This window comes from Roseibium sp. JB4-4 (assembly GCF_055693425.1).
In genome coordinates this window covers 3,426,900-3,453,325 of sequence record NZ_CM146333.1, presented here as the reverse complement: position 1 = coordinate 3,453,325, position 26,426 = coordinate 3,426,900, and the positions used below count along the sequence as shown (strand labels likewise).

The window sequence follows — 26,426 nt, the reverse complement described above, 5'->3', positions numbered from 1 at the left end:
GGGCTCAAGATGCATTATCCGAAGCACCGGCCTGATACCCGGGACAGTTTCGAGGCTTCAGATACCCGTTTGACCTGACTGCTCAGAACGGACACGCCGCTTTCTCCTCTAACCACTTGCATCCTCCGGGACTGCGTGATAGGCACCCTCTCCGGTGTCAGTTGCCCCTCTGGCGGAACTGGTAGACGCGCGGGATTCAAAATCCCGTTCCTTCGGGAGTGCCGGTTCGATTCCGGCGGGGGGCACCACTTTTCAAACGCTCAGCCCATTTTCACAGCCACGCGTTAAATCCATTTGCCCGTCCACAAAAACAAACTCGATCCGCATTCCTGTGCCGGGTGACCCAAAAAGTGACGGACTGCGCTCATTTCCGTAGGTGACTTTTAACCCCTCTCCAGCTATGGAGGCGGCATGTTGAGACGCCTTTATGATTGGACACTGTCCCTCGCCGCCGGACCGCGCGCACCTGCTGCGCTGGGCTCCGTTTCCTTTGTCGAGAGTTCCTTCTTTCCGATCCCGCCCGACATCCTTTTGATCCCGATGGTAATCGCCCGCAGGGAAAAGGCCTGGTGGTATGCACTTTTGTGCACCTTGACCTCTGTCGCCGGCGGTATCCTCGGTTATCTGATCGGCATGTTCCTGTTTGAGCAGGTGGCACAGCCGATCCTGTCTTTCTACGGAAAAATGGACAAGTTCGACGAGTTTCGGCTCGTCTTCAATGAATGGGGTTGGTGGTTTGTCTTCATTGCCGGGCTGACGCCCTTTCCCTATAAGGTCATCACCATTGCCTCTGGCGTCGCAGGCTTGAGTTTGCCGGTGTTCATACTGGCAAGCATTGTCTCCAGGGGAATACGCTTCTTTTTCGTCGCCGGGCTGCTTTATGTCTTCGGCCCGCCGATCAAGGACTTCATCGAAAAACGCCTCGGTCTCATGTTCACCATATTTGTGGTACTGCTGGTCGGCGGCTTCCTGTTGATCAAATTCATTTAAACTGAACGAGGGTGCGATGTCGGCGGACCGGATGGCGCAAAACCTGATTGGGCTGATTATTGTCGCGGGGCTGGCAGTCATTGCAACTGCCTGGGGTTTCCAGCTGATCGGCGGCTATATCCCCTGCAAGCTCTGTCTGGAACAGCGAATTCCCTACTATGTTGGCCTGCCGCTCGCTGTCTTGGCCCTCATCCTCCATATTCGAGGCCGAGGCGGTTTGGCATTGCTGACCCTGCTGGCGGTGGCAACCGTTTTTGCCTATGGCGCTGGGTTGGGCATCTACCAGTCGGGCGCAGAGTGGCAATTCTGGGACGGCCCGAATGACTGCGGCGGCGGGAGTGCTGCTCCAGCTTCAGCCGCAAACATGCTTCAGGCACTTCAGTCGACACGCGTTGTCAGCTGCACGGAGGCCAGCTGGCGGATGCTCGGCCTATCCTTTGCCGGCTGGAACGCCGTCGCCTCGGCCGGCCTTGCCGCTCTTGCACTTTTGTCCGCTTTCCTGTTGAAACGGCGCGAAAATCAAACAACGATAGGCGCATGAGCGGATCCAAGCACCCAAAGGAAAAGCAGCGCGAAGAAGCGCTAAGGGCAATCGACAGGGTTGAGGCCGAAAGCGAAACCATTGTCGGGTCCACATTCGTGCGCATGGCGGACAGAGCCAAAAACCACCTCAACGCCGCTGACAAGGATCCGGAAGACCGGATCGAGATAATCGGCACACGGATCGGCCGGTCTCTCGGTGTTCTATTTGCGCTGGGACTGGTGATCTATCTCTTCGTTACCTACGTCATGGGTTAGCGAAGACAAATTGAGCGACGGCGCGCATTGCGGGCCGTTAGGGAAACAAGATGGCATCTATCAACCCGATAAGCAGAAGCGGATGGTCCGAGCGCAGAGCGCCGGGCCTCAAGGATTTCGAGGCCATGGCCAGCGAAGTTCTGGCCGGTCTGCCGGATGATTTGCTGCTGCGCTGCGGATACCTGCAGATCAGCCTGGCCGATTATGCACCTGACGATGTACTGGATGAACTCGGGATCGAGGATCCCCATGATCTTCTGGGCCTGTTTGAAGGCCAGGGGCTGGCACACGGAGGCGATGCCGTCGGCACCGGCCAGATGCCCAACCGGATTTGGCTGTTCAGACGGCCCATTCTGGATTACTGGGCGGCGATGGACGAAACGCTTGGCGACGTCGTCGCGCATGTCCTCATACACGAGATCGGCCACCATTTCGGGCTGTCCGACCAGGACATGGAACGAATAGAAGCCGCAACCGAACGATAGACCCAGTCACGGCTTCCAGCGATTTTGTGCGCAGAACTTATTCAGCGGCTTCTTTTTGCGCCCGCGAAATCGATTCAATGATCATTTTCTTGGCCGCTTCCGCGCCTTCCATACCGGTTACCTTTACCCATTTGCCGGGCTCAAGATCCTTGTAGTGCTCGAAGAAGTGCTTCACCTGCTGAACGGTGATTTCCGGCAGATCAGTGACATCTGAAATCGCGTCGTAGCGCTTGCTCAGCTTGTGTGACGGTACCGCGATGATCTTTTCGTCCTGACCAGACTCGTCTTCCATCAGCAACACACCGATCGGGCGACAGTTCATGATCGCGCCTGGAACGATAGGCCGCTGATTGACAACCACTACATCGATCGGATCGCCGTCACCACAGAGCGTATGTGGCACGAAACCGTAGTTTCCAGGATACCGCATGGGTGTATAGAGAAAGCGGTCGACATACATTGCCCCGGCTTCCTTATCCATCTCATACTTGATTGGTTCACCGCCGACGGAAACCTCGACGATGACATTGATGTCTTCGGGCGGGTTCTTGCCGATCGGCACAGCGTCCATACGCATTGAAACACTCCTGTTGATCTGTGCTGCGTCTATCGCAACCCAGCCGGATAAGTGCAAGTCCTTAATTATTGCATTGCACCTAATTGATGAGCATGCCTCTAATGGCAGAAAAGCCAGTCAAGGGGATTCCATGTCACCATTTTTCCGAAAGGTATCGCGGATATTGGCCGTTTTCGCGGCAGTCGTGGCGCTGACAACAGGAAACGGCACCGCAGAAACCATCGACAGTACTTATACCAAAATCCAGCTTCAGAATTGCGTGCAGTTGGAAACCGCTGCGGAAGAGGGCACATTTGGCGGCTCGTGGGAATGCCCCGGATTTGAGGATCAACCGGTATACGTCGCCGAGGGCGATCTTCGCATGTTTGTCTCCTTCGGACCATTTGCAGCGGACGAACCTGCAGCCGGTCAAACCCTGCCGAACTTCAATACAGTCAATGACACACTGGAATGGCGGCTCAGAGACGGTCGTCCATTTGCGACCATCCTGCGCTGGTTTCCAAGTTACGGTGATGGCAGCAAGACAGGCAGCGTCCTGATTGTCACCCAGCTGAAACCGGGCGGCGAGACCTGTCAGATTGCGCGGGTTGACGCGCAAGCGAACAAGAATGCCAACTTTCTTGCAAGGCAGGCAGCAGACACCATGGCTGGGCAATTCGACTGTTCCAGACCGCCCGAAACAATTGGAAACGCGGGGAATTATCAATGATGAATAGGTGGGCTCAACCGCCCTTGGCGGGCCATACATAGATCGACAGTTCCAGCCGTCGACCGCCCAGCCGGTACCAGGACTTTGCCGCAAGCCGCCCGCCAACGGCCTTGTAGAAGGCTCGGGCTGGTTTGTTTTCGCTGAGCACCTGGATCGCAATACCGGACAGATTCCTGGTTGCCAGTGTTTCCTGAACGCTTTCAAAAAGGGTGCGGCCGAACCCGAGACCCTGATACTCGGGCTTCAGGTAGAGTTCATAGATTTCGCCGTCCATTCCGGTTCTATGCAGACGGCAGGGGCCATAGGTTGCATATCCTGCCGGCGTGTCGGCAATGCTGAGGATTTTGATTTCGACGCCTCTTGCAAGGGCACCGCGCCACCAGCCGGTTCCTCGGCGGGAGATCATCTTCTGAAGATCAACACCGTGCAATACGCCTCGATAGGCTCCAAGCCAGGCTTCGCTATGAATACCGGCTAGCGCCTCACAATCAGCGGCTCGAGCCGCACGGAGATCAATCAGGTCCGTAGTCATCCTTTTGAAAGGATACATCAAGCAACGGGACGGAAAAGAGGCAATCCAATGCGATTGGCAAAAAGATAAATTCGCCGGCAGCCCGATTCATGGCGCGCGAATGACGGCGCTCGACAAAGGGCTCTGAAATTGAAAAGGGCCGGCTTTACGCCGGCCCTTCAGGTGCCCTGATGTTTGACTCACTAAATCTGGCTGGCCGGCAAGAACCCCGGGGGGCTGGGGGGCTAATGCATTCCGCGATCCCCACTGGCCATACCCATCAGGGTATGCTGCTAATATGGTGCCCCAAAATGGCTGGCCAAGGGCTGGAATGCGGCAAAATCAAGGAAATTTAGGCGTTCTTTCAAGGCAAACCGCTGTTACATTGAGGACCCGCATTCCAGCGGGTTTTTACTCGGTGATTTTGACCTAAAAACTGGCCCATCTGCCGTTCTTTCATTTGCGGGCTTGCCATCGGGGCCTATGCCAACGCATCATGACGCTTGGGTGACAAGCGGGCGTCAGGCATGATTCTCGTTTCAAGCGAAACCGCATACGGAAATGGAGGCGGAATGAGCGAAGCCGATGACAGCGCGTTTAAGCGCGGTGCGAGGTTGACCCTCTCACCGCAAAGCCAACCGGCTCCCCCTCCAAGACCTGTTGTTTCCTTTCATCGAAAAGAACTTGATACCATCCTCCGGCTCTATGGCCGCATGGTTGCGGATGGTGAATGGCGTGACTACGCAATCGATCTTCTGAAGGACAAGGCCGTCTTTTCCGTATTCCGCCGATCTTCGGAGATGCCGCTTTTTCGAATTGAGAAAGACCCGAAGCTTGCGCGTCGTCAAGGCGCATATTCAGTGGTCGCCACGGGCGGCATGATTCTGAAGCGTGGCCACGACCTCGCACAGGTGCTCAAGGTCCTTGAAAAGAAGAAGCATCTTCGGGTCGTCGACGCCTGATCCGATTTCCCGCCCCAGACACAAAAAAGCCCGGCGAGAAGCCGGGCTTTTCGGTTTGAACTTCTGTGCAGCTTATTCGCGATTGCCGAACAGCGACAACAGCATCAGGAACAGGTTGATGAAGTCGAGGTAGAGACGAAGTGCGCCCATGACGGACTTCTTCGTTGCGACTTCACTGCTGTCACCTTCGTAGTACATTTCCTTGATCTGCTGGGTGTCGTAAGCCGTCAGGCCTGCAAACACCAGAACACCGATTACTGAAACGGCAAACATCAGGGCAGACGATGCCAGGAAGATGTTGACGATCGAAGCGATGATGATGCCGATCAGACCCATCATCAGGAACGAACCCCAGCCGGACAGATCTTTCTTGGTGGTGTAACCGAAGATGCTCAATGCGCCGAAGGATGCGGCGGTAATGAAGAACACCCGTGCAATGGAGCCACCGGTATAGACCATGAAGATCGGCGCAAGCGAAATGCCCATGATGGACGCATAGACCAGAAACATTGTTCTGGCAGTGCTTGCACTCATCGACTGAATGCGTGCGGAAAGCCAAAGGACCATTCCGAGCGGCGCAAACAGCAGAACGAAGTAAATCGGTCCACTAAAGAGTGTTTGTGCAACGGCAGGATTGCTGACAGCCAGCAAATATGTACCGAGTGCGAGGAAGCCGGTCAGCGCGAGGCCGAGTGTCATGTAGTTGTAGACACCCAGCATGTAGCTGCGTAGGCCCTGATCGATGCCGGCCTCGGCGCGTGCGCCGGCAACCGAGTAGGCACCCTGAGATTGACGGTCAAAGCTCGACATGGTCGTGGTATTCCCCTCTTAGATAGAAGCACGTGAACTTACGTGCAGCACAGCTCCCTCAACATATGGGAAAATGCGAACACAAGCTCAAGACGGTTTTCCTGAAAAAATCGTAATCTTTTCCGCTCAAACCCGCAACAATAACCCAAATAGTCCGAATTCTGCGCTTATTTCATCGCTTTCAGGCGCGAGGCAATCTGCCTGTCGCAGTCCCCACCGGGATTGCGAACCACTTCTTCCGAGGCAAAATCGAGGATTTCGCGTTCCTTGTCCCGCATTTGTTCGACCGAAACGCCAGGTTTGAACCACTGTAGAACAGCGTAGTCGCCACCGGCATCCGTCAAAAACGCCAACGGTTTGCCGTCTTCCATAATGCCCATGCGGCCGACACGAACTTCCTCAACGGTGACATTACGAGCTTCCCCGTCAACGGTCAGCCGACTTTTGGAAAGCTTCAACTTCTTGAGTTTTGAAGACGCGGTTCCGTTCCAGCTTCTGTAGAACCGGTTGCCTTTTTTCTCAACCGAAAGACAGGAGTTCTTGTAGTTCGGAATGGACAAGCGCTCAGCGGTAACTTCAAACGGCTCTTCACCCTTAGGTGCCAGCGTGTATTTCATCGCATGTTCACCCGTCCGGTAAACACGAATACCGACGGGCGTGTAGCCGCTGTCATTGATTGTCCGGGTAAAGAAATCGAACTGGTTCTGATCATTGGTGCCGGCGCGGCGATAGAGCCAGCGCTTCGGCAGCCCGTCTTCGAACACCAGCCAGTCGCTGACCACAAGTCCGCGCGGCCCATCCTTTGTGTTCAGCTGCCAGACGCCAGTGTGAAACGGGCTTTCGGCAAATGCGGGCTGACCCCACGTAAAGGTCGCTACGGCAGCAAGTACCACGCCTTTGGCAAGTGATTTGAGAACGGTTTTTTTAGTGAATTCAAGCATGGCACAAGCCCCTGTTTACTCTAGGCCCTAGTCGGATAGCCAAGATCAAAACAGCATGCAAGCGGCGTCGGGCCGAAGTTTGTCTGAAAGGGCCTGTTTTTCGTGAAAGTTTCCTGACATGGATAATTTCCACATCAGGTCGCTCTTGGAAGTCGATGTTCTACAGATTTCTAAGAACCGGGGCCGGCTTTTCACCCAGCACGCGCCAGGTGCCGATCAGGCCGAATCCGACCGTCAATACGAGCGCGACAAGTGCCGCACCAGCAGCCGTCACCGGCATCACCACGAACGATCCACCCATGATCTGGGTAATCACGTACCAGGCTGCCACACCCCCGGCCACCAGAGCAAAAAGGGCGGTCACCAATCCGAGGATCGCGTATTCGAGGCCGTAGGCAATGATCAAGCGTGTGCGTGTCGCGCCCAGGGTTTTGAGAATAACGGCATCGTAAATACGGCTGCGGTGACCAGCAGCCAACGCACCTGCCAGCACAAGCACGCTCGCGATCAACGTGATCGAGCTTGCTCCTCGGATGGCCCAGGCAAGCTGTGCCACCAGATCATTGACCTGGGATATGGCGTCCTTGACGCGAACCGCAGTCACGGTCGGGAAGGTGTTTGATACGGTTTTCAAAAGCGCCAGCTCAGCATCCGTCGGCACTTCTTCGTCCCAGCCGAGTGTCATGAGATGGGCATGGGGAGCACCTGCAAACGTATTCGGTGAAAAGACCATGACGAAGTTGATCGCCAAAGACTGCCATTCAACATCTCTCATGTTGGCGATTTCCGCCGTAATCTCGCGGCCCAACACATTGACCGTAACCTTGTCTCCGATCACCAGTCCAAGGTCTGTGGCGGCCTCGGCATCGAACGAAACCAGGGGGATGCCACTGTAGTCTTCCGGCCACCATTCTCCCGCCGACAACGTCGAGTTTTCCGGAAGAATGGCCTCGTAGGTTATGCCGCGATCACCGCGAAGAACCCAGTCAGAGCCATCTTGTGCCGGCACGAAATCCTCAGACGGGATGTCGTTCAAGCTGACAATTCTACCGCGCAACATGGGCACGCTTCGAAGGTTTGCGCTCGGCGCTTCATCCTCAAGTAGGCTCTGGAACGTATCGCGTTCATGGCTCTGGATATCGACAAAGAAGAAGCTCGGCGCTTGATCGGCAATCGTGGCAGTCAATTCCCGGCGAAGGTTGCCATCGATCAATGCGAGCGCCACCAGCAGGGACAGCCCAAGACCCAGCGACAAAACAACAGAAGGCGTTAAGGCACCGGGGCGGTGAATATTGGCAATAGCCAGACGCAGCTCCGTTGACCTGACACTCGGCAGGCGTTTCGCGGCGAACATGATCAGGCGCGCAACAACCACAAGCAACAGGAACGCGCCCGCCGACGCGACGATGTAAATTCCGGCAATGGTCTTGTCATGAGCAAGCAGAATTGCAATGGCAGCCAGAGCCACGACGGTCACCATGGTTGCGAACAGATAACGCTTGCGCGGAAACTTGGAGCCTCCCGTTACGATATCCCGGAAGAGGGCGGTCGGAGGAACATCATGAGCACGGCCGAGCGGCCACAAAGCAAACGCAAGGGCCGTCAGAAGCCCATAGAGCAAACCAAGGCCGAGTTCGGCAGGATAAATGTTTGCGGCAAGTTGAACAGGCAACACGCCGGACAAAGCCGCACCGGCTGCAAATGGTATCAGAGCGCCGATGACAAGGCCGATGGCGATGCCGATCAGAGCCAGAACAAGCATTTGAACCAGGTAAATCTGGAAAACAAAACCGCCGGTCGCACCCAGACACTTGAAGCTGGCAATGACTTCCCGCTTGGTTTCAAGATACGCCCGGATGGCGTTTGCCACGCCGACGCCTCCAACAACCAGCGCGGTCAGGCCGACAAGCGTCAAAAACTGGGCGAACCGGCCGATGCTGCGCTGCAATCCAGGCGAGGCATTCGCACGCGAGCGAATGCGCCATTCGGCACCGGGCTGGTTCTGTTTCACACTTTCCACCACACCCGAAAGTGTTTCAAGGCTGGGGGCCGGATCCATCCGGACACGGTAGTGCCAGCGTATCAGACTGCCGGGCTGGACAAGGTCGGTATCGGGAAGCGCCGCTTCTGATACCATCAGCCTCGGACCAAACTCCATGCCACCGGCAAGCTTGTCCGGTTCAGTTTCGATGACGTCGGAGATGCGCAAGGTCGCGCGCCCAAGTGCAATCGTATCTCCAACGGAAATGTCCAGGCGCGCAAGCAGGGCGAGGTCTGCCACCGCACCCCAGACACCATCTTGTTGTGAGATCGCGTTTTTCAGCGGTTGACCCGATTGAAGGTCGAGCGATCCATAAAGGGGATAGGGATCATCTACTGCCTTCAATTCGACCAGAGCCTGTTCCGATCCATCCAGCCGCCGGGCCATAGCGCGCATCGTTGCAACGCCTGAGACGGCACCAAGACTGTCAAGAAAGGCGGCTTCTTCGGCACCGGCCTCACGGTGGATCAGGCGGAAAGACAGATCGCCACCAAGAATCGCCTGACCTTCACGCGAGATCCCCTCCGTGAGTGCCCGTGAAACGGATGTCACGCCTGCGATTGCGGCAACACCCAGCGCGATACAGGCGATAAAAATATAAAACCCTTTGAGCCCACCGCGCAGCTCTCGCAACGCAAAGCGGGTTGCCAGAGGAAAGGTCTGGTTGCCGGACCCGGTCGCACCGGGAACAAAGCCGCTCACGCGGAAACCTCTTCCATGCCGGATTTGGCCGACTGCGCTTCTTCGATTTCGCCTGATCGAACTCTGATCATGCGGTCGCATCGCTCCGCCAGCGATGGATCATGTGTCACCAGCACAAGCGTTGTGTTGCGATCACGCTGCGCAGAAAACATCAGATCGACAATCTGTGTTCCTGTGCTGTCATCCAGGTTACCGGTCGGTTCGTCGGCGATAAGAATTTCAGGTTCAACCACCAGCGCTCTTGCGACCGCCACCCGCTGCTGTTCACCACCAGACATCTGTGCCGGGTAGTGGTGCATTCTGTGGCCAAGACCGACAGCTTCAAGCTCGGCAGCCGCTTTCTCGTAGGCAGCGGGGTCTCCAGCCAGCTCAAGTGGAACCGTGACGTTTTCCAGCGCAGTCATATTGGGAACGAGATGAAAAGACTGAAAGATGATCCCGACGTTGCGACCCCGAAAGCGCGCAAGCTGATCCTCGCTCAGGGGCCCGAGTTCCGAGCCTGCCACGTTGACGGACCCGTCATCAGCGCGTTCAAGGCCGGCCATAACCATGAGCAGGGTGGATTTACCGGAGCCGGACGGACCCACAAGTCCGACGGATGTTCCTTTTTCAATATCCAGATCGATGCCCTTTAGAATATGAACACGCCCGGCACCTTCACCGAGTGTCAAATGAACGTTTTTTAGGGCAATCGCGGGTGCATTTGTCATCGTCAGGCCTCTATAATGGACACTGGATCGTCGTTCCGACGCCTGCATGCCCTCGACATTTGGTCGCATTGCGACCATATGGGACCGATGTAGCGCCTATTCCAGTCCTGAAAGAATGTTAGCGTGAACCGTCTTATCACTGTTGTCTTTATACTGTTCTTTTCCTTTTATCCGGTTTCCGCTCAGGCGGCTGACCTGAAGCTAGTGGTTCTGGGCGACAGCCTGTCGGCTGGATATCAGCTTCCGTCAGACGCAGGGTTCACCACTCAGCTGCAAAAAGCACTGGACTCACGGGGACATTCTGTCGAAGTCATCAACGCCGGTGTGAGTGGCGATACGACTTCAGGCGGCCTCTCCAGGCTGGACTGGTCTGTTGCGCCGGATACCGACGCCGTGATTGTTGAACTTGGTGCCAATGACGCCCTCAGAGGTATTTCTCCGGAGATTACGAGAAAGAACATAGAGGAGATCACCACGCGTCTGCGCGAGCGTGGAATCGAGGTGATGCTGGCCGGTATGCTTGCACCTCGAAACCTTGGCCCGGAATACGCCGATGTCTTCGATCCGATCTACTCGGAGGTTGCCAAGGCCCATGGAGCCCTGCTTTATCCATTTTTTCTGGAAGGCGTCGCTCTGAATCCGGATTTGAACCTCTCGGACGGCATGCATCCGAACGCGGATGGTGTCGCTGTAATCGTTGAAAACATTCTGCCAAAGGTCGAAGACCTGTTGGCCAAAGCACAATCGTCATAAGGGCTGGCGCCACTCGGCAGCCAGAAACGCCCTTTTCTTGAAAATTGAAGGAAGACCAGATGGAACAGCGCCGGCTTGGACGCACAGACATCAATGTGAGCGCCCTTTGCCTCGGAACGATGACCTATGGCGAGCAGAACTCAGAAGCCGAAGGCCATGCCCAGATGGACTACGCACTCGATAGGGGCATCAATTTCTTTGACGCTGCCGAGCTCTACCCGATCCCTCCGAAAAAGGAGACCCAGGGCCGCACGGAAAGGATCATTGGCAACTGGTTCAAGAAAAGCGGCAACAGGGACAAGGTTGTCATGGCCACCAAGGTTGTTGGCCGTTCCGAGATGAACTGGTTCCGCAAGAACGGTGAAAAGAGCAAACTGACCCGTGAGCAGATCGAGCAGGCTGTTGATCGCAGCCTGATGAACCTTCAGACAGACTATATCGATCTCTACCAGATCCACTGGCCGGACCGGAATCAGGCCGGCTTCGGCTCCATGCCGACACGCTGGAAGGATGCGATTCCGGCCGAGGACGAAAACAGCATCCAATCGACACTCGAAGTTATGTCCGACCTGGTTAAATCGGGAAAGGTACGTCATATCGGCCTGTCGAACGAAAGCGCCTGGGGAACAATGCGATATCTGGCGGCCGCTGATGTCTTCGACCTGCCACGAGTGGTCTCCATTCAGAACGCCTATTCTTTCGTCAACCGCACCTTTGAGACGGGCATTGCGGAAATCGCCCGCCGGGAAGATGTGGGGCTTTTGGCCTATTCCTCCCTGGCTCAAGGCTATTTGACCGGCAAATACCGCAATGGTGCCTTGCCGGCCGGCGCGCGCAAAACGCTTTTCAATCGCATGCAGCGCTATGAGCATCCACGCACGCTCCAGGCAGTGGACGCCTATCACGCACTTGCCGGCGAAGCAGGTCTCGACCCGTCTCAGCTGGCAATCGCATTTGCCAAATCCCGGTCCTTCATGACTTCTGTCATCATCGGCGCTACGAGAATGGATCAGCTTGAAACAGACATTGGTGCTGCCGACCTCGTTCTCAGCGATGACGTCCTGGAAAAAATCGACGAGATCCATCAGGAATTCGGCAATCCTGCTCCTTGATTGCAGCTGCTGGTCATTGAGAATCAAATGACATCGGATGCCGTGCCAGAGACCGTCTGGCGCGGCATTTTCACATTCGGGCTGGGATTTTCATCGTGTTGTCAAAGATTTAGATTTTTGTCTTGCGATTTTCATGAAGTTGATTCCTCATGGGATTCATCAGCGACAGCGGAGGGAACACCCATGCCGCGCCTATTTACAGGCCTTGAGATTCCGTCAGAGACGGCACTCATGCTTTCTATGCTCCGGGGAGGCCTTCGGGGTGCTCGCTGGATCGATCCCGAGAACTTTCACATTACACTTCGGTTCATCGGTGACATAGATGACCGGACAGCAGATGAAGTTGCAGCTGCACTCGAGCGGATCCGCCGGGATCCGATTGAAATTCGGCTGAACGGGCTCGGTTCTTTCGGCAATGGCAAGCCACATGCAGTCTGGGCCCGTGTCGAGCCGAACGCAGAGCTCGCGGAATTGCAGGCCGAGCAAGAACGTCTCATTCAACGGCTGCACTTGCCCGCAGAACGTCGAAAATACGTTCCACATGTCACGGTCGCCCGTTGCAGGTCATCAACCAACGAAGATGTGGCCAAATGGCTCAGCGAGCGCGGCAACTTTCAGGCACAGCCCTTTGTTGCCGGCAGATTTGTCCTGTTTTCCGCCAAATCGAGCGTAGGCGGCGGACCCTATCTGGTTGAAGAGGCTTACCCGCTCGCGGCTTGAGCCGATCGCTGCGGTTTGATCGACGACTGACCGGACTTCACGTCGCAAAGACCAAATTGATCTCAATCTGCCTTGGAAGGGCGGGTCAAGAGACCCTCATAGACCGCAAGCGTCCTGGCGCACATCGTTTCGACAGTAAAATTCTGTTGCACATGCAAAAGAGCACGGCTTGTCAGGTCTTTTTTTGATTTGTCATCCATAAGCAGCGCCGACCTTATGGCATCAGACAGAGCCTCCGGATCGCTTGCGGTGACCCGCCAGCCTGTTCGTTCAGAACCCGGGACGTCCGGGGGCGCCAGCACTGTTTCTGGCACAGCACCCAGATTGGAAACAATCACCGGTACCGACGCGGCCTGCGCCTCGACGGCAGCACGGCCAAAAGCTTCCGGCTCAACAGAGGCAACCACTGCGAGGTCCGACAGTGCCATGGCTGCAGGGACATCAGCACAATGCCCTACAAGCCGCACCCGATCATGAAGGCCATGATCCGCGATCTGTTTTTTCAACTCGGCAACATATCCATCTCGGCCTTGCGCATCACCGGCCAAAATCGCAATCGGCTCTCTCAGGCCATCATCTTTCAGAAGCGCCATTGCCTCGATCACAACGGCTTGTCCCTTCCAGGCCGTCAGACGAGCCATGTTCATGATGATCGGATGGCCGTTTGGAATGCCCCAGCTGTCTTTGAGTGCCTGCTGGCGCAACGCACTGACATTATCCGGATCGAGGCTCTTCAGGTCTGACCCGCGCGGGATAACGGTGATGCGGGATTTGGCAAAGGGATGTCTTTTGCCAATCAGTTTGGCAATGAATTCAGAATTGGCGATCACGGCATCGCCTCGCGCCATCACGGAATTGTAGTATGCCTTGAGCGCATTCGATTGATTGTAGGTGCCATGGTAGGTGGTCACAAATGGGATATTCGTGCGCCGCGCTGCCCTGAGTGCCGACCAGGCAGGTGCTCTGCTTCTTGCATGTATGAGGTCTACGCCACGCTCTGAAATGAGAGAGGCGAGCCTTTTGGTATTTTTCCAGAGAGTCACCGGGTTCTTGGACTTCACCGGAAGCACGATGTGCTCGGCTCCGAAAGATTCCAATTCCGGCACCAACTGCCCCCCTCGCTGACGACCAATGCCTGAGCGCCGTCTTCAACGATTGCCCGCGCAACATCGATCGTCGTGCGTTCGGCCCCACCCGAATTCAAATCCGGGATCACTTGCAGAACTGTCGTGGCCGGGGGCAGGGGCGGCAAGTGTAGCCTCCAAAGTGCTTTTCAAGACGGGATGTGTGTGCCAAAGGCAGGATAGAAGAAACAAACTATGTTGAGAGCCTTAATATGGGTGCGCCAGAACCGCAATTCATCTCGGTCGGAAAAAACGACTCTTTGCGGAAGATCGCGGTTTTGAACGACCCCGGAGAAGGCCCTGGCCTTTTTTGGCTGTCCGGATTCAAATCCGACATGTCCGGCACGAAGGCCGAGGCGCTTGCTGCTCATGGTGAAAGTCTCGGCAAACAGGTGATGCGGTTTGACTATTCAGGTCACGGGCAATCCGGTGGCAAGTTTGAAGATGCCTGCGTTACGGATTGGCTGGAGGAGGCGATAACCGTATTCGACCGCTTCGCGGACAAGGAAACAGTCCTGGTCGGATCTTCAATGGGAGGCTGGATTGCGCTTCTGCTTGCATTGAAACGGAAGGAAACCGGCAAGATCAAGGGACTGGTCCTGATTGCACCTGCAGTCGATTTCACTGAGGAGCTGATGTGGAAACAGCGATTTAACGACGAGATCCGGGAAACCATCCTGACCAGCGGACGCTGGTCTCAGCCATCGGCCTATGACGAAAGCCCCTATGTGATTACGCGCAGACTGATCGAAGACGGTCGTCGGCACCTGCTTTTCGGCAAACCGCTCTATCTTGGGTGCCCGATCACAATTCTGCAGGGTGCACAGGATCCCGACGTTCCAAGACAACACGCAGAACGACTTGTCGACGCATTGCCGCAAGATGATGTGACCTTGTCCGTCGTTCCGGACGGAGATCATCGTCTGTCGAGACCGCAAGACATCGAACTGTTGCTGAGATCGGTCGATACATTGACCGGCAACTGAGACAACCTCAAACAGGAAGTGTTTCCCGGCCCTGCTTTTGAACACGATACCAGGCCCAGAATAGACGTGCGGCCACACCACGGTGTGGAGACCAGGCTGACGCAATCTCGTCGAGCTGTTTGGGATCCGGCTTTTCTTTCAGTTCAAGCGCATCACGAACCGCAATCTGAAGCGCAAGATCGCCGCTTGGAAAAATATCGGGGTGACCGGCACAAAAAAGCATGAAAATATCTGCCGTCCAGCGGCCAATACCCTTGATCGAACACAGCCGGGCATGTGCTTCGTCGGCAGGTGCCTCGGCCAGTTGAGTGAGGTCCAGACCGGATTGGCAGGCCTCTGAAACGGCGCGCAGTGTCCGAATCTTCGGCCTCGACAGCCCAGCGCCGGCAAGATCCTCGTCCGAAAAGTCCATCAGGCGATCTGACGTCAGCGGAACCACGAGCTTTTGCAATCGCGCAAATATCGCAGCTGCGCTCGCAACGGAAACCTGCTGTCCAGTGATGATCTGGGCAAGGCCCTCAAAGTCGGCAGCTCTGCGTCGCAACGGAAGATCTCCCGCAGCCGAGGCTATTTGCGAAAGTCTTGGATCAAGGGCTACCAGGTCACGCAGACCTTTCTTGATATCATCTGGTGCGGCAATCGGTTTCATGGTCGGCGTGAAGGCTTCGGCAGATTTGCATGAGAGACAGGGAGTGATAGGTAGGACTTGAACGACCAACTCCAATCCGTCAACCCGGCTCACCACCTTCATGTCCAGACCCATTTTCCGGTTTGCACCTTCCCCCAACGGACATCTGCACCTCGGGCATGCCCTGTCCGCGCTATTGAATGTCAGAGCTGCCAATGCGTTGAACGGTCGATTTCTGCTGAGATTGGAAGATATTGATCTGGCGCGTTGTACACCGGATCTGGAGCGGGAGATGCTTGAAGATCTCGACTGGTTGGGGGTGCCGCTGGAAGAGCCCATGCTTCGCCAATCGCAGGCGTTCGAACATTACCGCAAGGCACTTGAACACCTCCAGGACCTGGGTCTTGTCTATGCCGCCTACCTGACGCGCGCCGAAATCCGGACATTCGTCGCCGACTACGAATCGACCGGCAGACACTGGCCGCGGGATCCGGACGGCGCACCGGTCTATCCTGGGGATCATGCCGTTTTGGCCGAACATGAACGCAAGGCCAGGGCCTCAAGCGACGCTCCCTTTGCGTTGCGCCTGAATATGGCAAAGGCTCTTGCTAAAATTGGCAAGTCACTGAGCTGGCAGGAAGGTGGTTCAGAGGGCAAAGCGCTGTTCCGGTCCGATCAGAAGATCGAAGCCAAAGCGGCAGATTGGGGAGATGTGATCCTCGCTCGCAAGGACACGCCGACGAGTTATCATCTGTCCGTTGTGGTTGACGACGCGCGCCAGGGAATTACTGACATCTTGCGGGGACAGGACCTCTATCACGCAACCAGCGTGCATCGGGTCTTACAGGAATTGCTAGAGCTGCCCGAACCGCGATATCGCCATCATCGTCTGATACTGGGAGTCGACGGACGCAAATTGTCAAAATCCAACAAGGATACGAGCCTCAGATCCTTGCGTGCATCAGGCATGACACACGCTGACCTGCGACGGCGCCTCGGGCTCTAGTTCAATTTGAACCAGATTTCCAAAAAACCGATCCAGAGGCTGGTCGTTACGATAGCGCAAAGTGTCGTCATGGTGATCGCGTTGGCCGACATGGCATGGCCGGTTCCGTACCGGTTTGCAAAAATATAAGCGTTGATACCGGTCGGGCATCCGGCGGTCAAAGTTGCAACGGCGGTCCAGAGCGGCGGCAACTGAAAGACAAAAGCGCTAACAGCAAAGACCACACCTGGCATGATCAGGATCTTGATCACGCTGAGCAGAACACCCGGAAGCACATTTCCGCGCATGCCGTATTGCACGAGGCTCATACCGAGTGACAAGAGGGCAAGTGGCAAAGCCGTAGCGGCGATCCTGTTAAGGACATCCTGCCCGATATCCGGCAGGTCGAACCCGGTGAGACGCCATAAAAAGGCGAGCGCGATGGTGACAACAATAGGATTTTTCATCAGGCTCTTCAGCGCGCCTGAAAGCAACCGGCCAAGTGGAGGCAAAGGCTCACCGCTGTCGACCGCAGCGGCACGTTCCATGACGATAGCCATTGCCACCGTCATGATTGCCAGGTGAACTGAAATCACCAGAAGCAGAGGTACCAGGCCTTCGTCGCCGTAGACAGCAGCGACCAGAGGCAGCCCGACAAGAACGGTATTGGCAAATGCGGCAGAAATTCCTCCGATTGCTCCGGCGCGGGCATCGCGTCCGAAGCCTTTCCGAATGACCAGGGTTCCAAGCGCCCAGGCAACACCGACGCCAACGAAATAGGCGGCCCAAAGCTCAACTGGAAATCCCGCAGACAGGTCTGCATTTGTCAATGTGCGAAAAATCAGGACCGGAATGGCAACAATGTAGACAAACTGACCGAGTGCCTCGCTGACCGTCTGACCAAGGACCTTGAAACGGGCAAGCGCATAACCAATCCCGATGAGCAGGAAAACCGGAGCAACAATGGCAAAGTTTTGAGCAAGCATGAAACACTGCGCCGCAAGAGCGCTTTTCAACCGGGTTTGGAGGCAGAACAGTTGACGAAACCGCCGACCCTGAAGGACCGGATGGACAGCGATGTGCCCGCAAGGTAAGCACGAATGTGGTCAGATTGGCTTTTCCCAGATGGTTCGGCAAGCCCTTTTGACGTGAAACTGGCGAAGGACATGGGCTTCATGGCAAATCATGATGAAGATGGCGCGAAGATTGCGCTTCTGGCCCATGATCTCAGAACCCCGCTTGCGGCCATGCGGCTGACCGCCGAAATGATCGGTGAAGGATCTCTGGACATTGCCCAGGCTGAACAGCTGTCGGTTCTGATACGCTCGATTGACGCCCTGACACAGCTCACCGGCGATCTCCTGAATGCCGGGGAGCAGGATGAAAACGCCCCTTCGGCTACCTATCGGATTTCCGAAATCATGCTTGAGGTAACCGATCTCTTTCGCCCGGTCGCCGAGGCCAAAAATCTGACGCTTGACGTTGTTTTAGATGAAGACACAAGGGAGAAACTGATCCGCGATGGCGGATCGCTGCGCCGGGTGCTCACCTCGCTCTTGGATAATGCCGTAAAATACACGGACACCGGAGGTATAATCGTCGAATTGTCGACCGTGGCGTCAAATGAACCTTCACCTTCGCGCGCAATTGACGATAACTGGGTCAGTCTTTCAATCACGGACACCGGACCAGGCATAGATCCCGAAGAAAGAGAACGTCTCTTCAGACCCTTTGTCCGAGGCCGCCACGGCAAAGCTTCTGCTCCAGGCACCGGTCTCGGGCTTTGGGGCACTGCAGAACTTGTAAGAGAAATGAAGGGTCTGCTCAGGCTGGCGCAGCCCAAAAGCGGCGGAAGCTGCTTTGAAGTACATATCCCGTTGCAAACACAAGATACAATCGACCGACGACCTGAACCGGCACCGTCATCCGACATGGAACCCGTTGCATCCCGTCCCGGCATGACAATGCATATTCTGGTGGTCGACGACAACGAAACCAATTGCAGGCTGCTTGCCGCATTGCTTGAATCCTTCGGGATGTCATGTGACATCGCGCATTCCGGCGAACAAGCTATCGTTCTGATTCAAAAAGAAAAATATGACGCCGCGCTTCTGGATTTGCATATGCCGGGCATGAGCGGCCTCGAAACAGCAGAAGAGCTTCGAAACCTCGAGCCGGGCGGCGAGCTCCCGCTCATCGCGGTCACCGCCGCACTTGAGTCTATTGGCGATCAGCGCTTGCGACAGGCCGGTTTTCAGGAGGTCTTGACCAAACCGCTGTCCCCTGCCTTGCTTTACAAAGCCCTTGAACAGGCAAATCGGCTCAATCTCGCTCCCTGACGGTCTCCAACGCCTGTTCAAGGCGGTCATTGCCCCAAAACAGGCCGCCGTTCGGAACGACCAGACTAGGAGCACCGAATATTCCGAGCTTTTCCGCCTCGGTCACAGCAGCACGCAGCCCGATTTTCGTTTCCGGCGAAACCGCATCGGCCAGCGCCTGCTTGGCCGGTGCGCCAACCTCAATGAGAAGATCGGCCATCAGGGCTTCGTCCTCAATCTCCAGGCCCTGGCCGAATTCTGCAACATAGACAGCCCGGCTAAATGCGCCGATCCACGGCTGATCACGGCCGGCAAATGCGATTCTTGCCGCCAAAAGCCCGTTTTGCGGGAAGGGGCTGGGCATCTGGAATGGCAGACCGTATCGCTCACATTGGCGCTCCATGTCACACCACATGTAACGACCCTTTGCCGGCTGAAGGTTGAAGGGGGAGGTATTCCAGCCTTGTTTTTTGAAAATGGGCCCAAGCAAAAAAGGCCTCCAGGCAACTCTGACACCAAAATCAGCGGCGAGCGCTTCAATACGCATGGCTGTGAGATAGCTATAGGTCGAGGCGAATTCGTACCAAAATTCGACCACCGGTTCGCGATCCTGCCTCAATGAGACGATATTCGAACCTGATGGATGATCTGCCGGATCGTCACTTTGCAAAATATTCAACTCCAAAAACACCTTCGCCAACCCTGCCGGAAAGGAGGGATTGGACAGGCTTGCAGGATGCGCTAAAGAGCAGCCATGGAACGACACAACCCCGCCAACCATAGTCAGAAGTCTGGACTGCGCAAAGCCGGTGACTGGTGCGTTACCCACCCGATAGCTGTGGCGAGCGTTTATGTCGGCGCTGTTTCTTTGTTTTTTTTGGCCTTTCCAAACATTGATCTAAAAGTCAGCAATTTCTTCTATTTTGGCGAAGCAGGTTTTGCGGCTCAGAACGAGCCTTTCCTGAGAGACGTCAGGCATCTTGGACCTTTTCTGGTAAAAGTCATTGCCGTTGTCTGCGTGCTCATTCTCGTGGTCAAATTGATGGCACCTGGACGTCCGCCTATCCTGCCCCTGCGCAAGCCGGTTTTCCTTTTGACGACGTTGATCCTCGGACCGGGAATCCTGGTCAACACAATCCTGAAGGACAATTGGGGACGGCCCCGCCCGCGCTCGGTCGAAGAGTTCGGCGGTGATCTGCCCTTTCAGCCCGTCTGGAAAATGACGGAATACTGCGACAAAAATTGTTCTTTTGTCTCTGGAGAAGCTTCAGCGAGCATATGGCTGGTCTCGGTCGTCTTTCTGGTTCCTGCGAGCTGGCGCAAGGCGGTCCTCGCATTTGTCCTGCCGCTTTGCCTGATCCTGTCGGCGAACCGCGTTGCTTTTGGGGGTCACTTTTTCTCTGACACCCTGATTTCCTGGGGCTTGACGTTCTTGCTGATCCTGATTGTCTACCACTTGCTCTACATTAAGGAGCCACCCCTACTCACAGACAGGGGTCTAGACGAGTGGTTCACTGTAAAGGGCCGCAAGCTCCAGCGCCTTTTTCAGCGACTGCTGGTACGACTGCGTCGGTCCTTGCGGGGCGCGGTGCGAATTTTCTCCGACCGGTAAGCGCTTTTTCGGCAAAAATCAGGTGCGTTACTTGCGTGGCCTGGTGCGCTTTAATATGCGGGCAAAGCGCAGAGGTGAGCGGTCCTCAACCCAACTGATTGCTTCGTTTATCTGGGGTGTTTTCCGCCTTCGATTGCGCAACATGCGGGCAGCGCTCCGACTTGTACCGACAATCACGATCATTCCCAGTGCAAGCAGCGGAACACCGGTTGGTATCGGCAGCCAAACGGTTGCCAGACCAATCAGAATGCAAATCGCGGCCAGTGACCACCATAGGAATTTCATGAATCAACCATGGAGCGCAATCTCGACGATCACCCATAGCGCAATTTCTGAGACGGATTTATGAACCCTGAAACCGCGAAATTGAATCCCCTGCGATTAGGAGTACTGATCCGTCAATATGCTCAAAAGCCGTTGTCCACCCGCCCTGATCATTTGATAAACATTTTCAAAACTGTCTGGCCCGCCGCAATATGGGTCCGGAACCTCCTGCACCGGATCGTCGAGCAGTAACCTGATATGCGCCGTCCCGCCATTGCTCCAGCTGTTTAGTTTGTTCAGGTTGCTGCGATCCATGGCGACAATCGTGTCAAATCGATCGAAGTCGTCATCTGAAACCTGCCGGGCTTTTTGACCGGTAATGTCGACGCCGTATTTTGCAGCGATCTCGATTGATCGCGGGTCCGGGGGATCGCCAATGTGCCAGGCTCCTGTTCCGGCGGAATCAATTTCAAATTCGCCGCTTCGCCCGGCTTCGAAAACAAGGCTTCGAAACACGCCCTCAGCAAGGGGCGAGCGGCAGATATTCCCCAGACAAACAAAAAGGACACTTTGGACCAACGCACAGCTCCCATATCTATCTGTCCACCGTGCGGACTCGTGTGCCAAATTGCAAACGGGCGCTTCAGAACCGCCGTGCTTGCCGGTTCTGTTTGAGTTCGCCTTCGCTTCTTCCTTTGGGTAGAATATGGAAAGAGTGTTGGCTGAGCAGGAGAGGCAGATGGTGGAGCGATTGAAGCCGGAGGACCGGGCGGCCGGTTTGCAAGACCTGCCGGACTGGCACCTCTGTGATGGCCGCGAGGCAATCACCAAGACATTCAGGTTCCGGGACTTCACCGAAGCCTTCGGGTTCATGACGCAGGTAGCGCTGATTGCTGAAAAGATGAATCATCATCCGGAATGGTCCAATGTCTATCGCACTGTCGAGATAACGCTGGCAACGCATGATGTTGGTGGCCTGAGTGTTCTCGATCTGGAATTGGCTGGTGCCATCGACAAGATTGCTGGCGACAGCTAGTCCTCAATTGACGCGTTCGATTTCAGGAAGGTCTGGGGTCGCAGCCTATCGCTGAGTCATAGGAATAAGTGACTTGATGCAGGAATTGGCCAATCGGCGGTTACGATCTGGTCGCCGCGCTGATGTTGCAAGGGATGTACGGTCTGGATGATGAAGCAGGAAGGCCAGCCGATAGCTTGAATTCCCGGTCTTTCTAGTCATCCAGGCGCCAAGCCTCGCGCCTCCAGTATCAGCCACCTTTTGCAAGCTGAAACCTGTGACCTTCCTCAAGCTTCTCTGCCGCCAGTAACTCGTGACCGTTTTCCCGGCAAAAATGCGGTATGTCGATTTCCGCCATTGGATCGGTCGTCAATACTGTGAGCTGATCGCCGGAATTCAGACGCGTCAGCGCCTTTCTGGTTTTCAGCACCGGCAACGGGCATTTCAATCCTTTGAGGTCAAGCAGCGTTTCCGTCACAGATTGATCCTATCCCTTGTCTTCGAATTCGAACCAGCACTTGGCAACAGCTCGATAAGATAGTCACGTCAGTGCGAAATTGACAGTGTTCGCAGAAGATTAGATGCTGCCGGAACAATGAATTCAAACACGTTCAGAACAGGACACAAGATGACAAGCCGCGCAATTTCCGCACTGGATATTCTCGATTTCTGGTGGCGGGCCGGACCTTCGAAATGGTTCGCGAAAGACGAAAAGTTTGACAAGTCCTGTAACGACCGGTTTCTACCCGCCATTGAGGCCGCCAAGGAAGGCAAACTTGATCATTGGGCAGAAACCGCAGACGGCACTCTGGCTTTACTTCTCCTGCTCGATCAGATGTCCAGAAATGTTTACAGAGGCTCTCCCAAAGCCTTCGAAGCGGATGAAAAGGCCGTCTCAATTGCCGAATACGCCATTGCTCACGGCTTCGATCGCGCGTTTCCGATAGAGGCCAGAGGCTTTTTCTATCTTCCCTTTGAGCACTCGGAAGATATGAGACATCAGGAAAAATCAGTCGATCTGTGTCGCAGGCTGGGCGACAAAGAACTTTACCACTATGCGCTGATACATATGGATGTCATACGCAGGTTCGGGCGGTTTCCGCATCGAAACAAGGTTCTTGGTCGAAAAAGCACCCAGGAAGAAGAAGCCTATCTCGCCGATGGCGGCTTTTCGGCCTGATCGCATTGATGCTGGTCGGTACCTTACTGAATTTATGGAAATGATTTGCCGGGCGGGCTGCCGTTTTTTTAAGCGAGTGCCCGGCTCCGATTCAATCTGATCAAATTTTCATCAGCGATTAAATCGCTGCACAAAAAATATGCAGACAAACTGCCTCTAAAGGCGTCACCGGATTTTTCCGCTGGCGCCTGTTTCCTTCCTAGCTTCCTTAGAGTCCGCAGAACTCCGCGAAAAACAAGGTGAATTGGGCAAGTTGGCACGGTCCTTGATTAAGAAAGGCCGACACCGACCCAACGCCATTCACTGTGGCCAGGCCAAAGACCTGAAAAGACCCTTCCAGAGGGGACATCAACCAGGCGGCAAGTTGGGGACGGTCGGCCGAGCTTCTTCGACGGGAAGAGGCACTAATAAGGGGAATGGAACGAGCAATGAAAATCGTGATGGCCATCATCAAGCCGTTCAAGCTCGACGAAGTGCGCGATGCCCTGACCGGCATCGGCATCCAGGGGCTGACGGTGACCGAAGTGAAAGGCTATGGCCGCCAAAAGGGGCACACCGAAATCTACCGCGGAACCGAATACGCCGTCAGCTTCTTGCCGAAGCTGAAGATCGAGGTCGCCGTGGATTCCGGATCCGTCGACAAGGTCGTCGAAGTGATTTCAGGTGCAGCAAAGACCGGTCAGATCGGTGACGGCAAAATCTTTGTCCACTCGATCGACCAGGTCGTGCGCATCCGCACCGGCGAAACCGACGCCGAAGCTCTGTGATTTAGGTAAGGAAACGTAACATGAAAAATCTTGTCGCTAAGGGCGCGACGACGCTGACCGTGTTGAGCCTTATGGCTCTTCCGGCACTCGCCCAGGATACCGACGCTGCGGCAGCTCCGGCCGTATCGCCAGAAGTCGCCTACATCTTTAACACTCTGCTGTTCCTGATCGGTGGCTTCCTGGTCATGTGGATGGCAGCCGGCTTCGCCATGCTTGAAGCTGGGCTCGTTCGTTCCAAGAACGTCTCCATGCAGTGCCTGAAGAACATCTCGCTTTATTCCATCGCGGGCATCATGTTCTGGATCACAGGCTACAACCTTATGTACACCGGTGTTGACGGTGGCTTCATGGGTTCATTCGGCCCCTATTCCTTTGACGCTGTTGGCGGAGACGCGCTCGACACCGGCTATTCCACAGCATCCGACTGGTTCTTCCAGATGGTGTTCTGTGCGACCACGGCATCGATCGTTTCCGGTACGCTTGCAGAGCGCATCAAGCTTTGGCCGTTCCTGCTTTTCACTGTTGTTCTGACTGGCTTCATCTACCCGATCGCAGGCTCCTGGCAGTGGGGCGCAGGTTGGCTGTCCGAAATGGGCTTCTCCGACTTCGCTGGTTCCACGCTGGTACACTCCGTCGGTGGCTGGGCTGCTCTTGCCGGCGCAATCATCCTTGGCGCACGTAAGGGCAAGTATGGTGCAGACGGAAGCGTTCACCCGCTTCCCGGTTCTTCCATGCCGCTGGCAACACTGGGTACTTTCATCCTGTGGCTCGGCTGGTTCGGCTTCAACGGTGCTTCCCAGCTTGCAATGGGTTCCATCGGTGATGTGTCCGACATCTCCCGCATCTTCGCCAACACCAACATGGCTGCAGCTGCCGGCGTTGTCGTCGCCGTGATCCTGACCCAGGTTCTTTACAAGAAAGTCGACGTCACAATGGCCCTGAACGGCGCTCTTGCCGGTCTGGTATCCATCACCGCTGAGCCGCTGGCACCGAGTGTCTGGCAGGCCGTCTTCATCGGTGGTGTCGGTGGTGCGATCGTTGTCTTCACAGTTCCGCTTCTCGACAAGCTGAAAATAGATGACGTCGTTGGCGCTATCCCTGTTCACCTGATTGCAGGTATCTGGGGCACGCTGATTGTTCCGCTTTCCAACGGCGATGCTTCCTGGGGCACGCAGATCGTCGGCATTGTTGCCTACGGCGCGTTCACCCTGATTGCCTCGGCTGTCTTCTGGTTCATCCTGAAAGCTGCCATGGGCATCCGGGTTTCCGAAGAGGAAGAAGCACTTGGTCTCGACAAGGTCGAGGTTGGTGTGGAGGCCTATCCGGAATTCGGCACCGGTTCTCAGCGCCTCTAACAAGATGCGCTGACACAAAATCTCCCAGGCGGTCTATTGGCTCAGACCGCAAACTTGGAAAGCCCGGGGGCAACCCCGGGCTCTTTTTTTGCCTACCTGACAGTCAACATTTCAGCTGGCCACTTTCAGACTGCTTGCGACCAGCTGCACCGCTTCGGAGGCTTGCTTGGCCAGTTCGATGTTCCGGGCAGATCCGGTAATCGCACTTTCGGTGTCCTGACGAACTTTTTGCAAGTTGGAAGATACTTCGTCCAAGGCCGTGGTGCGTTCCGTCATTTGCCGGAAAGTCGTCTCATTGCGAGCCGTCAGCTCGTTCAGGTATTCCTCAACGGATGAAACCTGTTCAAGACCATCCGCGCTCTGGGATTCGGAAAGCTTGAGCTTGTCGGTTGTTGTCTCGATCAGATCACGTGACCTCGCAATCGATCGGTTCATTTCCGAAAGAATACCGGAAATGGAATCAACAGCATTTTCGGTCGACCCGGCCAGCACCTTCACTTCTCCTGCCACGACCGAAAAGCCCTTGCCGGCATCTCCCGCACGTGCAGCTTCGATGGTTGCATTCAAGGCAAGCAGGTTGGTCTGAGCCGAAATTGAGGAAATTTCCTGCGCCAGAGCCTCGACATCGCCAAACCGGCCAGCGAGCTCCTCCGTGGCTGCACTCAGTTCACCTATCAGGTCTGCTGCTGAAAGGCAGGTTTCGACAACACCCCGAATACTTTCACGCGCCTTGGTCATGCGGCCGCCAGCATTCACCAAATCGTCCGTGCAGTCCTTGGCTTGCAGGCCGACGGACTGAAGATCTTCCTGAATTTGCTCTGCGGTTGAAATCAGATCGGCGAGGAATTCCGCCCGTTCCTTGCTCGCGGCATTCACCGCCTTCGCATTCTGGCCAATCTGTGAAACATCAGCGCCGGCTTTCGCCAGCTTTTCAATCTGATCGCATGCGTCGCGGTCACTATCTACGACCTGGCTGGGATCAGTTTCCCCAATCTCTAGAGCCTCCGGACGTGTGTTCTCCTCTGTTTGGTCCAGAGGCTGCAGAACCGTTGGCCCCTGTCTCAATGTCATCTTTGCGCTGACGATCGAAACAGTGAACGGCACGGCTGTCGAAAGCAGCGCCTGCCAAATGACAAGTTCTGCATGGCCCATAAAGGCATCGATCTGATTGATGCCGGTCAGGATCGATCCGACAATAAGTGCGGTAATGACAGCTCGTTTGAACATTTCAACCAATTCTCAATGTGAGTACCCTGCTAGGGTCGCTCAACATAGTTAACACTGAAGAAATGGCCGTCCGTAAACAGACTTCGAACTGACTATAAATTAAGCTGATGCCGCTTTTTTAGTCTCACTGTTACGGCTGTTCAC

31 protein-coding genes and 1 tRNA gene are annotated in these 26,426 nt (G+C 55.4%); 18 read left to right on the top strand and 14 right to left on the bottom strand.

The features are described 5' to 3' along the window. Positions 1-163 precede the first annotated feature (163 nt). From ACZ1HV_RS16200 to ACZ1HV_RS16180, 5 genes are all read left to right on the top strand, one after another. Positions 164-248, top strand: a tRNA-Leu gene (locus tag ACZ1HV_RS16200). 163 nt (positions 249-411) lie between these two features. Further along, positions 412-990 carry a YqaA family protein gene (locus ACZ1HV_RS16195; RefSeq protein WP_298964464.1) on the top strand — a complete coding sequence of 193 codons (579 nt, stop codon included), beginning with the start codon at positions 412-414 and terminating at the stop codon, positions 988-990. 16 nt (positions 991-1,006) lie between these two features. Beyond that, entirely contained in the window at positions 1,007-1,531 is a 525-nt protein-coding gene (locus ACZ1HV_RS16190; protein ID WP_298816698.1) for a disulfide bond formation protein B, read from the top strand. Next, a complete protein-coding gene (locus ACZ1HV_RS16185) occupies positions 1,528-1,788 on the top strand; it encodes a hypothetical protein (RefSeq protein ID WP_298816696.1) in 261 nt (86 codons plus the stop codon). Before ACZ1HV_RS16190 ends, ACZ1HV_RS16185 begins: the two co-directional genes overlap by 4 nt. Positions 1,789-1,838: 50 nt before the next feature. Next, entirely contained in the window at positions 1,839-2,273 is a 435-nt protein-coding gene (locus ACZ1HV_RS16180; RefSeq protein ID WP_472715740.1) for a metallopeptidase family protein, read from the top strand. 37 nt (positions 2,274-2,310) lie between these two features. On the opposite strand, the gene ppa is transcribed toward ACZ1HV_RS16180, so the two are convergent. Continuing rightward, the gene (gene ppa, locus ACZ1HV_RS16175; RefSeq protein WP_298816692.1) at positions 2,311-2,850 is read right to left on the bottom strand and encodes an inorganic diphosphatase; all 540 of its coding nucleotides are present in this window, start codon (positions 2,848-2,850) and stop codon (positions 2,311-2,313) included. A 130-nt stretch (positions 2,851-2,980) separates the two neighbouring features. Between ppa and ACZ1HV_RS16170 the strand changes: the two genes are divergently transcribed. Continuing rightward, positions 2,981-3,559, top strand: coding sequence for a hypothetical protein (locus ACZ1HV_RS16170; RefSeq protein ID WP_298964459.1), 579 nt, complete (start codon positions 2,981-2,983; stop codon positions 3,557-3,559). A 13-nt stretch (positions 3,560-3,572) separates the two neighbouring features. On the opposite strand, the gene ACZ1HV_RS16165 is transcribed toward ACZ1HV_RS16170, so the two are convergent. Continuing rightward, positions 3,573-4,091 (bottom strand): GNAT family N-acetyltransferase, encoded by a 519-nt coding sequence (locus tag ACZ1HV_RS16165; RefSeq protein ID WP_298816688.1) that lies wholly within the window; start codon positions 4,089-4,091, stop codon positions 3,573-3,575. Positions 4,092-4,642: 551 nt separating this feature from the next. On the opposite strand from ACZ1HV_RS16165, the gene ACZ1HV_RS16160 reads away from it, so the two are divergent. Beyond that, the gene (locus tag ACZ1HV_RS16160; protein ID WP_298964456.1) at positions 4,643-5,032 is read left to right on the top strand and encodes a DUF2794 domain-containing protein; all 390 of its coding nucleotides are present in this window, start codon (positions 4,643-4,645) and stop codon (positions 5,030-5,032) included. Positions 5,033-5,104: 72 nt separating this feature from the next. Here ACZ1HV_RS16160 and ACZ1HV_RS16155 read toward each other — a convergent pair whose 3' ends face one another. The 4 genes from ACZ1HV_RS16155 to ACZ1HV_RS16140 form a co-directional block, all read right to left on the bottom strand. Then, positions 5,105-5,842, bottom strand: coding sequence for a Bax inhibitor-1/YccA family protein (locus ACZ1HV_RS16155; RefSeq protein WP_298816683.1), 738 nt, complete (start codon positions 5,840-5,842; stop codon positions 5,105-5,107). 167 nt (positions 5,843-6,009) lie between these two features. Further along, complete coding sequence (locus ACZ1HV_RS16150; RefSeq protein ID WP_298984246.1) at positions 6,010-6,783, bottom strand: hypothetical protein; 774 nt, start codon at positions 6,781-6,783, stop codon at positions 6,010-6,012. 160 nt (positions 6,784-6,943) lie between these two features. Further along, on the bottom strand, positions 6,944-9,526 hold the full coding sequence (locus ACZ1HV_RS16145) for an ABC transporter permease (protein ID WP_472715739.1): 2,583 nt from the start codon (positions 9,524-9,526) through the stop codon (positions 6,944-6,946). Beyond that, complete coding sequence (locus ACZ1HV_RS16140) at positions 9,523-10,236, bottom strand: ABC transporter ATP-binding protein (RefSeq protein WP_298964448.1); 714 nt, start codon at positions 10,234-10,236, stop codon at positions 9,523-9,525. The genes ACZ1HV_RS16145 and ACZ1HV_RS16140 overlap by 4 nt, the downstream gene beginning before the upstream one ends. 123 nt (positions 10,237-10,359) lie before the next feature. On the opposite strand from ACZ1HV_RS16140, the gene ACZ1HV_RS16135 reads away from it, so the two are divergent. The 3 genes from ACZ1HV_RS16135 (at position 10,360) to thpR (ending at position 12,821) form a co-directional block, all read left to right on the top strand. Continuing rightward, positions 10,360-10,989, top strand: coding sequence for an arylesterase (locus ACZ1HV_RS16135; protein WP_298816675.1), 630 nt, complete (start codon positions 10,360-10,362; stop codon positions 10,987-10,989). A gap of 59 nt (positions 10,990-11,048) precedes the next feature. Continuing rightward, positions 11,049-12,101 (top strand): NADP(H)-dependent aldo-keto reductase, encoded by a 1,053-nt coding sequence (locus tag ACZ1HV_RS16130; RefSeq protein ID WP_298816673.1) that lies wholly within the window; start codon positions 11,049-11,051, stop codon positions 12,099-12,101. 183 nt (positions 12,102-12,284) lie between these two features. Continuing rightward, positions 12,285-12,821: an RNA 2',3'-cyclic phosphodiesterase gene (thpR, locus tag ACZ1HV_RS16125; protein WP_298816671.1), complete on the top strand. Its 537-nt coding sequence runs from the start codon at positions 12,285-12,287 to the stop codon at positions 12,819-12,821. Positions 12,822-12,883: 62 nt separating this feature from the next. Here the strand turns inward: thpR and ACZ1HV_RS16120 are convergent, their stop codons facing one another. Further along, the gene (locus ACZ1HV_RS16120; protein WP_472715738.1) at positions 12,884-13,927 is read right to left on the bottom strand and encodes a glycosyltransferase family 4 protein; all 1,044 of its coding nucleotides are present in this window, start codon (positions 13,925-13,927) and stop codon (positions 12,884-12,886) included. A 230-nt stretch (positions 13,928-14,157) separates the two neighbouring features. Between ACZ1HV_RS16120 and ACZ1HV_RS16115 the strand changes: the two genes are divergently transcribed. Further along, the gene (locus ACZ1HV_RS16115; protein ID WP_472715737.1) at positions 14,158-14,931 is read left to right on the top strand and encodes an alpha/beta hydrolase; all 774 of its coding nucleotides are present in this window, start codon (positions 14,158-14,160) and stop codon (positions 14,929-14,931) included. A 7-nt stretch (positions 14,932-14,938) separates the two neighbouring features. Here the strand turns inward: ACZ1HV_RS16115 and ACZ1HV_RS16110 are convergent, their stop codons facing one another. Next, a complete protein-coding gene (locus ACZ1HV_RS16110; protein ID WP_472718461.1) occupies positions 14,939-15,580 on the bottom strand; it encodes a DNA-3-methyladenine glycosylase family protein in 642 nt (213 codons plus the stop codon). Positions 15,581-15,680: 100 nt separating this feature from the next. On the opposite strand from ACZ1HV_RS16110, the gene gluQRS reads away from it, so the two are divergent. After that, complete coding sequence (gluQRS, locus tag ACZ1HV_RS16105) at positions 15,681-16,565, top strand: tRNA glutamyl-Q(34) synthetase GluQRS (protein WP_472715736.1); 885 nt, start codon at positions 15,681-15,683, stop codon at positions 16,563-16,565. Here the strand turns inward: gluQRS and ACZ1HV_RS16100 are convergent. Further along, positions 16,562-17,530, bottom strand: coding sequence for an AEC family transporter (locus ACZ1HV_RS16100; RefSeq protein WP_472715735.1), 969 nt, complete (start codon positions 17,528-17,530; stop codon positions 16,562-16,564). The two genes, gluQRS and ACZ1HV_RS16100, sit on opposite strands and share 4 nt — an antisense overlap. Before the next feature lie 189 nt (positions 17,531-17,719). On the opposite strand from ACZ1HV_RS16100, the gene ACZ1HV_RS16095 reads away from it, so the two are divergent. Further along, a complete protein-coding gene (locus ACZ1HV_RS16095; protein ID WP_472715734.1) occupies positions 17,720-18,883 on the top strand; it encodes an ATP-binding response regulator in 1,164 nt (387 codons plus the stop codon). Here the strand turns inward: ACZ1HV_RS16095 and ACZ1HV_RS16090 are convergent. Next, positions 18,867-19,541: a DsbA family protein gene (locus ACZ1HV_RS16090; RefSeq protein ID WP_472715733.1), complete on the bottom strand. Its 675-nt coding sequence runs from the start codon at positions 19,539-19,541 to the stop codon at positions 18,867-18,869. The genes ACZ1HV_RS16095 and ACZ1HV_RS16090 overlap by 17 nt on opposite strands. A gap of 75 nt (positions 19,542-19,616) precedes the next feature. Between ACZ1HV_RS16090 and ACZ1HV_RS16085 the strand changes: the two genes are divergently transcribed. Then, positions 19,617-20,474, top strand: a complete 858-nt coding sequence (locus ACZ1HV_RS16085; RefSeq protein ID WP_472715732.1) for a phosphatase PAP2 family protein — start codon at positions 19,617-19,619, stop codon at positions 20,472-20,474. A 27-nt stretch (positions 20,475-20,501) separates the two neighbouring features. On the opposite strand, the gene ACZ1HV_RS16080 is transcribed toward ACZ1HV_RS16085, so the two are convergent. Together ACZ1HV_RS16080 and ACZ1HV_RS16075 are read right to left on the bottom strand one after the other, a co-directional pair. Beyond that, positions 20,502-20,759 (bottom strand): hypothetical protein, encoded by a 258-nt coding sequence (locus tag ACZ1HV_RS16080; RefSeq protein ID WP_298816657.1) that lies wholly within the window; start codon positions 20,757-20,759, stop codon positions 20,502-20,504. A 96-nt stretch (positions 20,760-20,855) separates the two neighbouring features. Next, positions 20,856-21,317: a low molecular weight protein-tyrosine-phosphatase gene (locus ACZ1HV_RS16075; protein ID WP_472715731.1), complete on the bottom strand. Its 462-nt coding sequence runs from the start codon at positions 21,315-21,317 to the stop codon at positions 20,856-20,858. Positions 21,318-21,477: 160 nt separating this feature from the next. On the opposite strand from ACZ1HV_RS16075, the gene ACZ1HV_RS16070 reads away from it, so the two are divergent. Continuing rightward, positions 21,478-21,774 (top strand): 4a-hydroxytetrahydrobiopterin dehydratase, encoded by a 297-nt coding sequence (locus ACZ1HV_RS16070; RefSeq protein WP_472715730.1) that lies wholly within the window; start codon positions 21,478-21,480, stop codon positions 21,772-21,774. A gap of 229 nt (positions 21,775-22,003) precedes the next feature. On the opposite strand, the gene ACZ1HV_RS16065 is transcribed toward ACZ1HV_RS16070, so the two are convergent. Next, the gene (locus ACZ1HV_RS16065; protein WP_298816647.1) at positions 22,004-22,231 is read right to left on the bottom strand and encodes a sulfurtransferase TusA family protein; all 228 of its coding nucleotides are present in this window, start codon (positions 22,229-22,231) and stop codon (positions 22,004-22,006) included. 150 nt (positions 22,232-22,381) lie between these two features. Here ACZ1HV_RS16065 and ACZ1HV_RS16060 point away from each other — a divergent pair, with 150 nt between their 5' ends. From ACZ1HV_RS16060 to ACZ1HV_RS16050, 3 genes are all read left to right on the top strand, one after another. Beyond that, positions 22,382-22,933 carry a DUF924 family protein gene (locus ACZ1HV_RS16060; RefSeq protein WP_472715729.1) on the top strand — a complete coding sequence of 184 codons (552 nt, stop codon included), beginning with the start codon at positions 22,382-22,384 and terminating at the stop codon, positions 22,931-22,933. Positions 22,934-23,361: 428 nt separating this feature from the next. Next, complete coding sequence (locus ACZ1HV_RS16055; RefSeq protein WP_173005836.1) at positions 23,362-23,700, top strand: P-II family nitrogen regulator; 339 nt, start codon at positions 23,362-23,364, stop codon at positions 23,698-23,700. Positions 23,701-23,720: 20 nt separating this feature from the next. Continuing rightward, complete coding sequence (locus ACZ1HV_RS16050; RefSeq protein ID WP_298816642.1) at positions 23,721-25,055, top strand: ammonium transporter; 1,335 nt, start codon at positions 23,721-23,723, stop codon at positions 25,053-25,055. 111 nt (positions 25,056-25,166) lie between these two features. Here the strand turns inward: ACZ1HV_RS16050 and ACZ1HV_RS16045 are convergent, their stop codons facing one another. Then, positions 25,167-26,282: a methyl-accepting chemotaxis protein gene (locus tag ACZ1HV_RS16045; RefSeq protein ID WP_472715728.1), complete on the bottom strand. Its 1,116-nt coding sequence runs from the start codon at positions 26,280-26,282 to the stop codon at positions 25,167-25,169. Positions 26,283-26,426 lie beyond the last annotated feature (144 nt).

Coding starts and splice junctions, on each gene's coding strand:
- ACZ1HV_RS16195 (WP_298964464.1), top strand. CDS start 412: ATGTTGAGACGCCTTTATGATTGGACACTGTCCCTCGCCGCCGGACCG.
- ACZ1HV_RS16190 (WP_298816698.1), top strand. CDS start 1,007: ATGTCGGCGGACCGGATGGCGCAAAACCTGATTGGGCTGATTATTGTC.
- ACZ1HV_RS16185 (WP_298816696.1), top strand. CDS start 1,528: ATGAGCGGATCCAAGCACCCAAAGGAAAAGCAGCGCGAAGAAGCGCTA.
- ACZ1HV_RS16180 (WP_472715740.1), top strand. CDS start 1,839: ATGGCATCTATCAACCCGATAAGCAGAAGCGGATGGTCCGAGCGCAGA.
- ppa (WP_298816692.1), bottom strand. CDS start 2,850: ATGCGTATGGACGCTGTGCCGATCGGCAAGAACCCGCCCGAAGACATC.
- ACZ1HV_RS16170 (WP_298964459.1), top strand. CDS start 2,981: ATGTCACCATTTTTCCGAAAGGTATCGCGGATATTGGCCGTTTTCGCG.
- ACZ1HV_RS16165 (WP_298816688.1), bottom strand. CDS start 4,091: ATGACTACGGACCTGATTGATCTCCGTGCGGCTCGAGCCGCTGATTGT.
- ACZ1HV_RS16160 (WP_298964456.1), top strand. CDS start 4,643: ATGAGCGAAGCCGATGACAGCGCGTTTAAGCGCGGTGCGAGGTTGACC.
- ACZ1HV_RS16155 (WP_298816683.1), bottom strand. CDS start 5,842: ATGTCGAGCTTTGACCGTCAATCTCAGGGTGCCTACTCGGTTGCCGGC.
- ACZ1HV_RS16150 (WP_298984246.1), bottom strand. CDS start 6,783: ATGCTTGAATTCACTAAAAAAACCGTTCTCAAATCACTTGCCAAAGGC.
- ACZ1HV_RS16140 (WP_298964448.1), bottom strand. CDS start 10,236: ATGACAAATGCACCCGCGATTGCCCTAAAAAACGTTCATTTGACACTC.
- ACZ1HV_RS16130 (WP_298816673.1), top strand. CDS start 11,049: ATGGAACAGCGCCGGCTTGGACGCACAGACATCAATGTGAGCGCCCTT.
- thpR (WP_298816671.1), top strand. CDS start 12,285: ATGCCGCGCCTATTTACAGGCCTTGAGATTCCGTCAGAGACGGCACTC.
- ACZ1HV_RS16115 (WP_472715737.1), top strand. CDS start 14,158: ATGGGTGCGCCAGAACCGCAATTCATCTCGGTCGGAAAAAACGACTCT.
- ACZ1HV_RS16110 (WP_472718461.1), bottom strand. CDS start 15,580: ATGAAACCGATTGCCGCACCAGATGATATCAAGAAAGGTCTGCGTGAC.
- gluQRS (WP_472715736.1), top strand. CDS start 15,681: ATGTCCAGACCCATTTTCCGGTTTGCACCTTCCCCCAACGGACATCTG.
- ACZ1HV_RS16100 (WP_472715735.1), bottom strand. CDS start 17,530: ATGCTTGCTCAAAACTTTGCCATTGTTGCTCCGGTTTTCCTGCTCATC.
- ACZ1HV_RS16095 (WP_472715734.1), top strand. CDS start 17,720: ATGGCAAATCATGATGAAGATGGCGCGAAGATTGCGCTTCTGGCCCAT.
- ACZ1HV_RS16085 (WP_472715732.1), top strand. CDS start 19,617: ATGGAACGACACAACCCCGCCAACCATAGTCAGAAGTCTGGACTGCGC.
- ACZ1HV_RS16080 (WP_298816657.1), bottom strand. CDS start 20,759: ATGAAATTCCTATGGTGGTCACTGGCCGCGATTTGCATTCTGATTGGT.
- ACZ1HV_RS16070 (WP_472715730.1), top strand. CDS start 21,478: ATGGTGGAGCGATTGAAGCCGGAGGACCGGGCGGCCGGTTTGCAAGAC.
- ACZ1HV_RS16060 (WP_472715729.1), top strand. CDS start 22,382: ATGACAAGCCGCGCAATTTCCGCACTGGATATTCTCGATTTCTGGTGG.
- ACZ1HV_RS16055 (WP_173005836.1), top strand. CDS start 23,362: ATGAAAATCGTGATGGCCATCATCAAGCCGTTCAAGCTCGACGAAGTG.
- ACZ1HV_RS16050 (WP_298816642.1), top strand. CDS start 23,721: ATGAAAAATCTTGTCGCTAAGGGCGCGACGACGCTGACCGTGTTGAGC.
- ACZ1HV_RS16045 (WP_472715728.1), bottom strand. CDS start 26,282: ATGTTCAAACGAGCTGTCATTACCGCACTTATTGTCGGATCGATCCTG.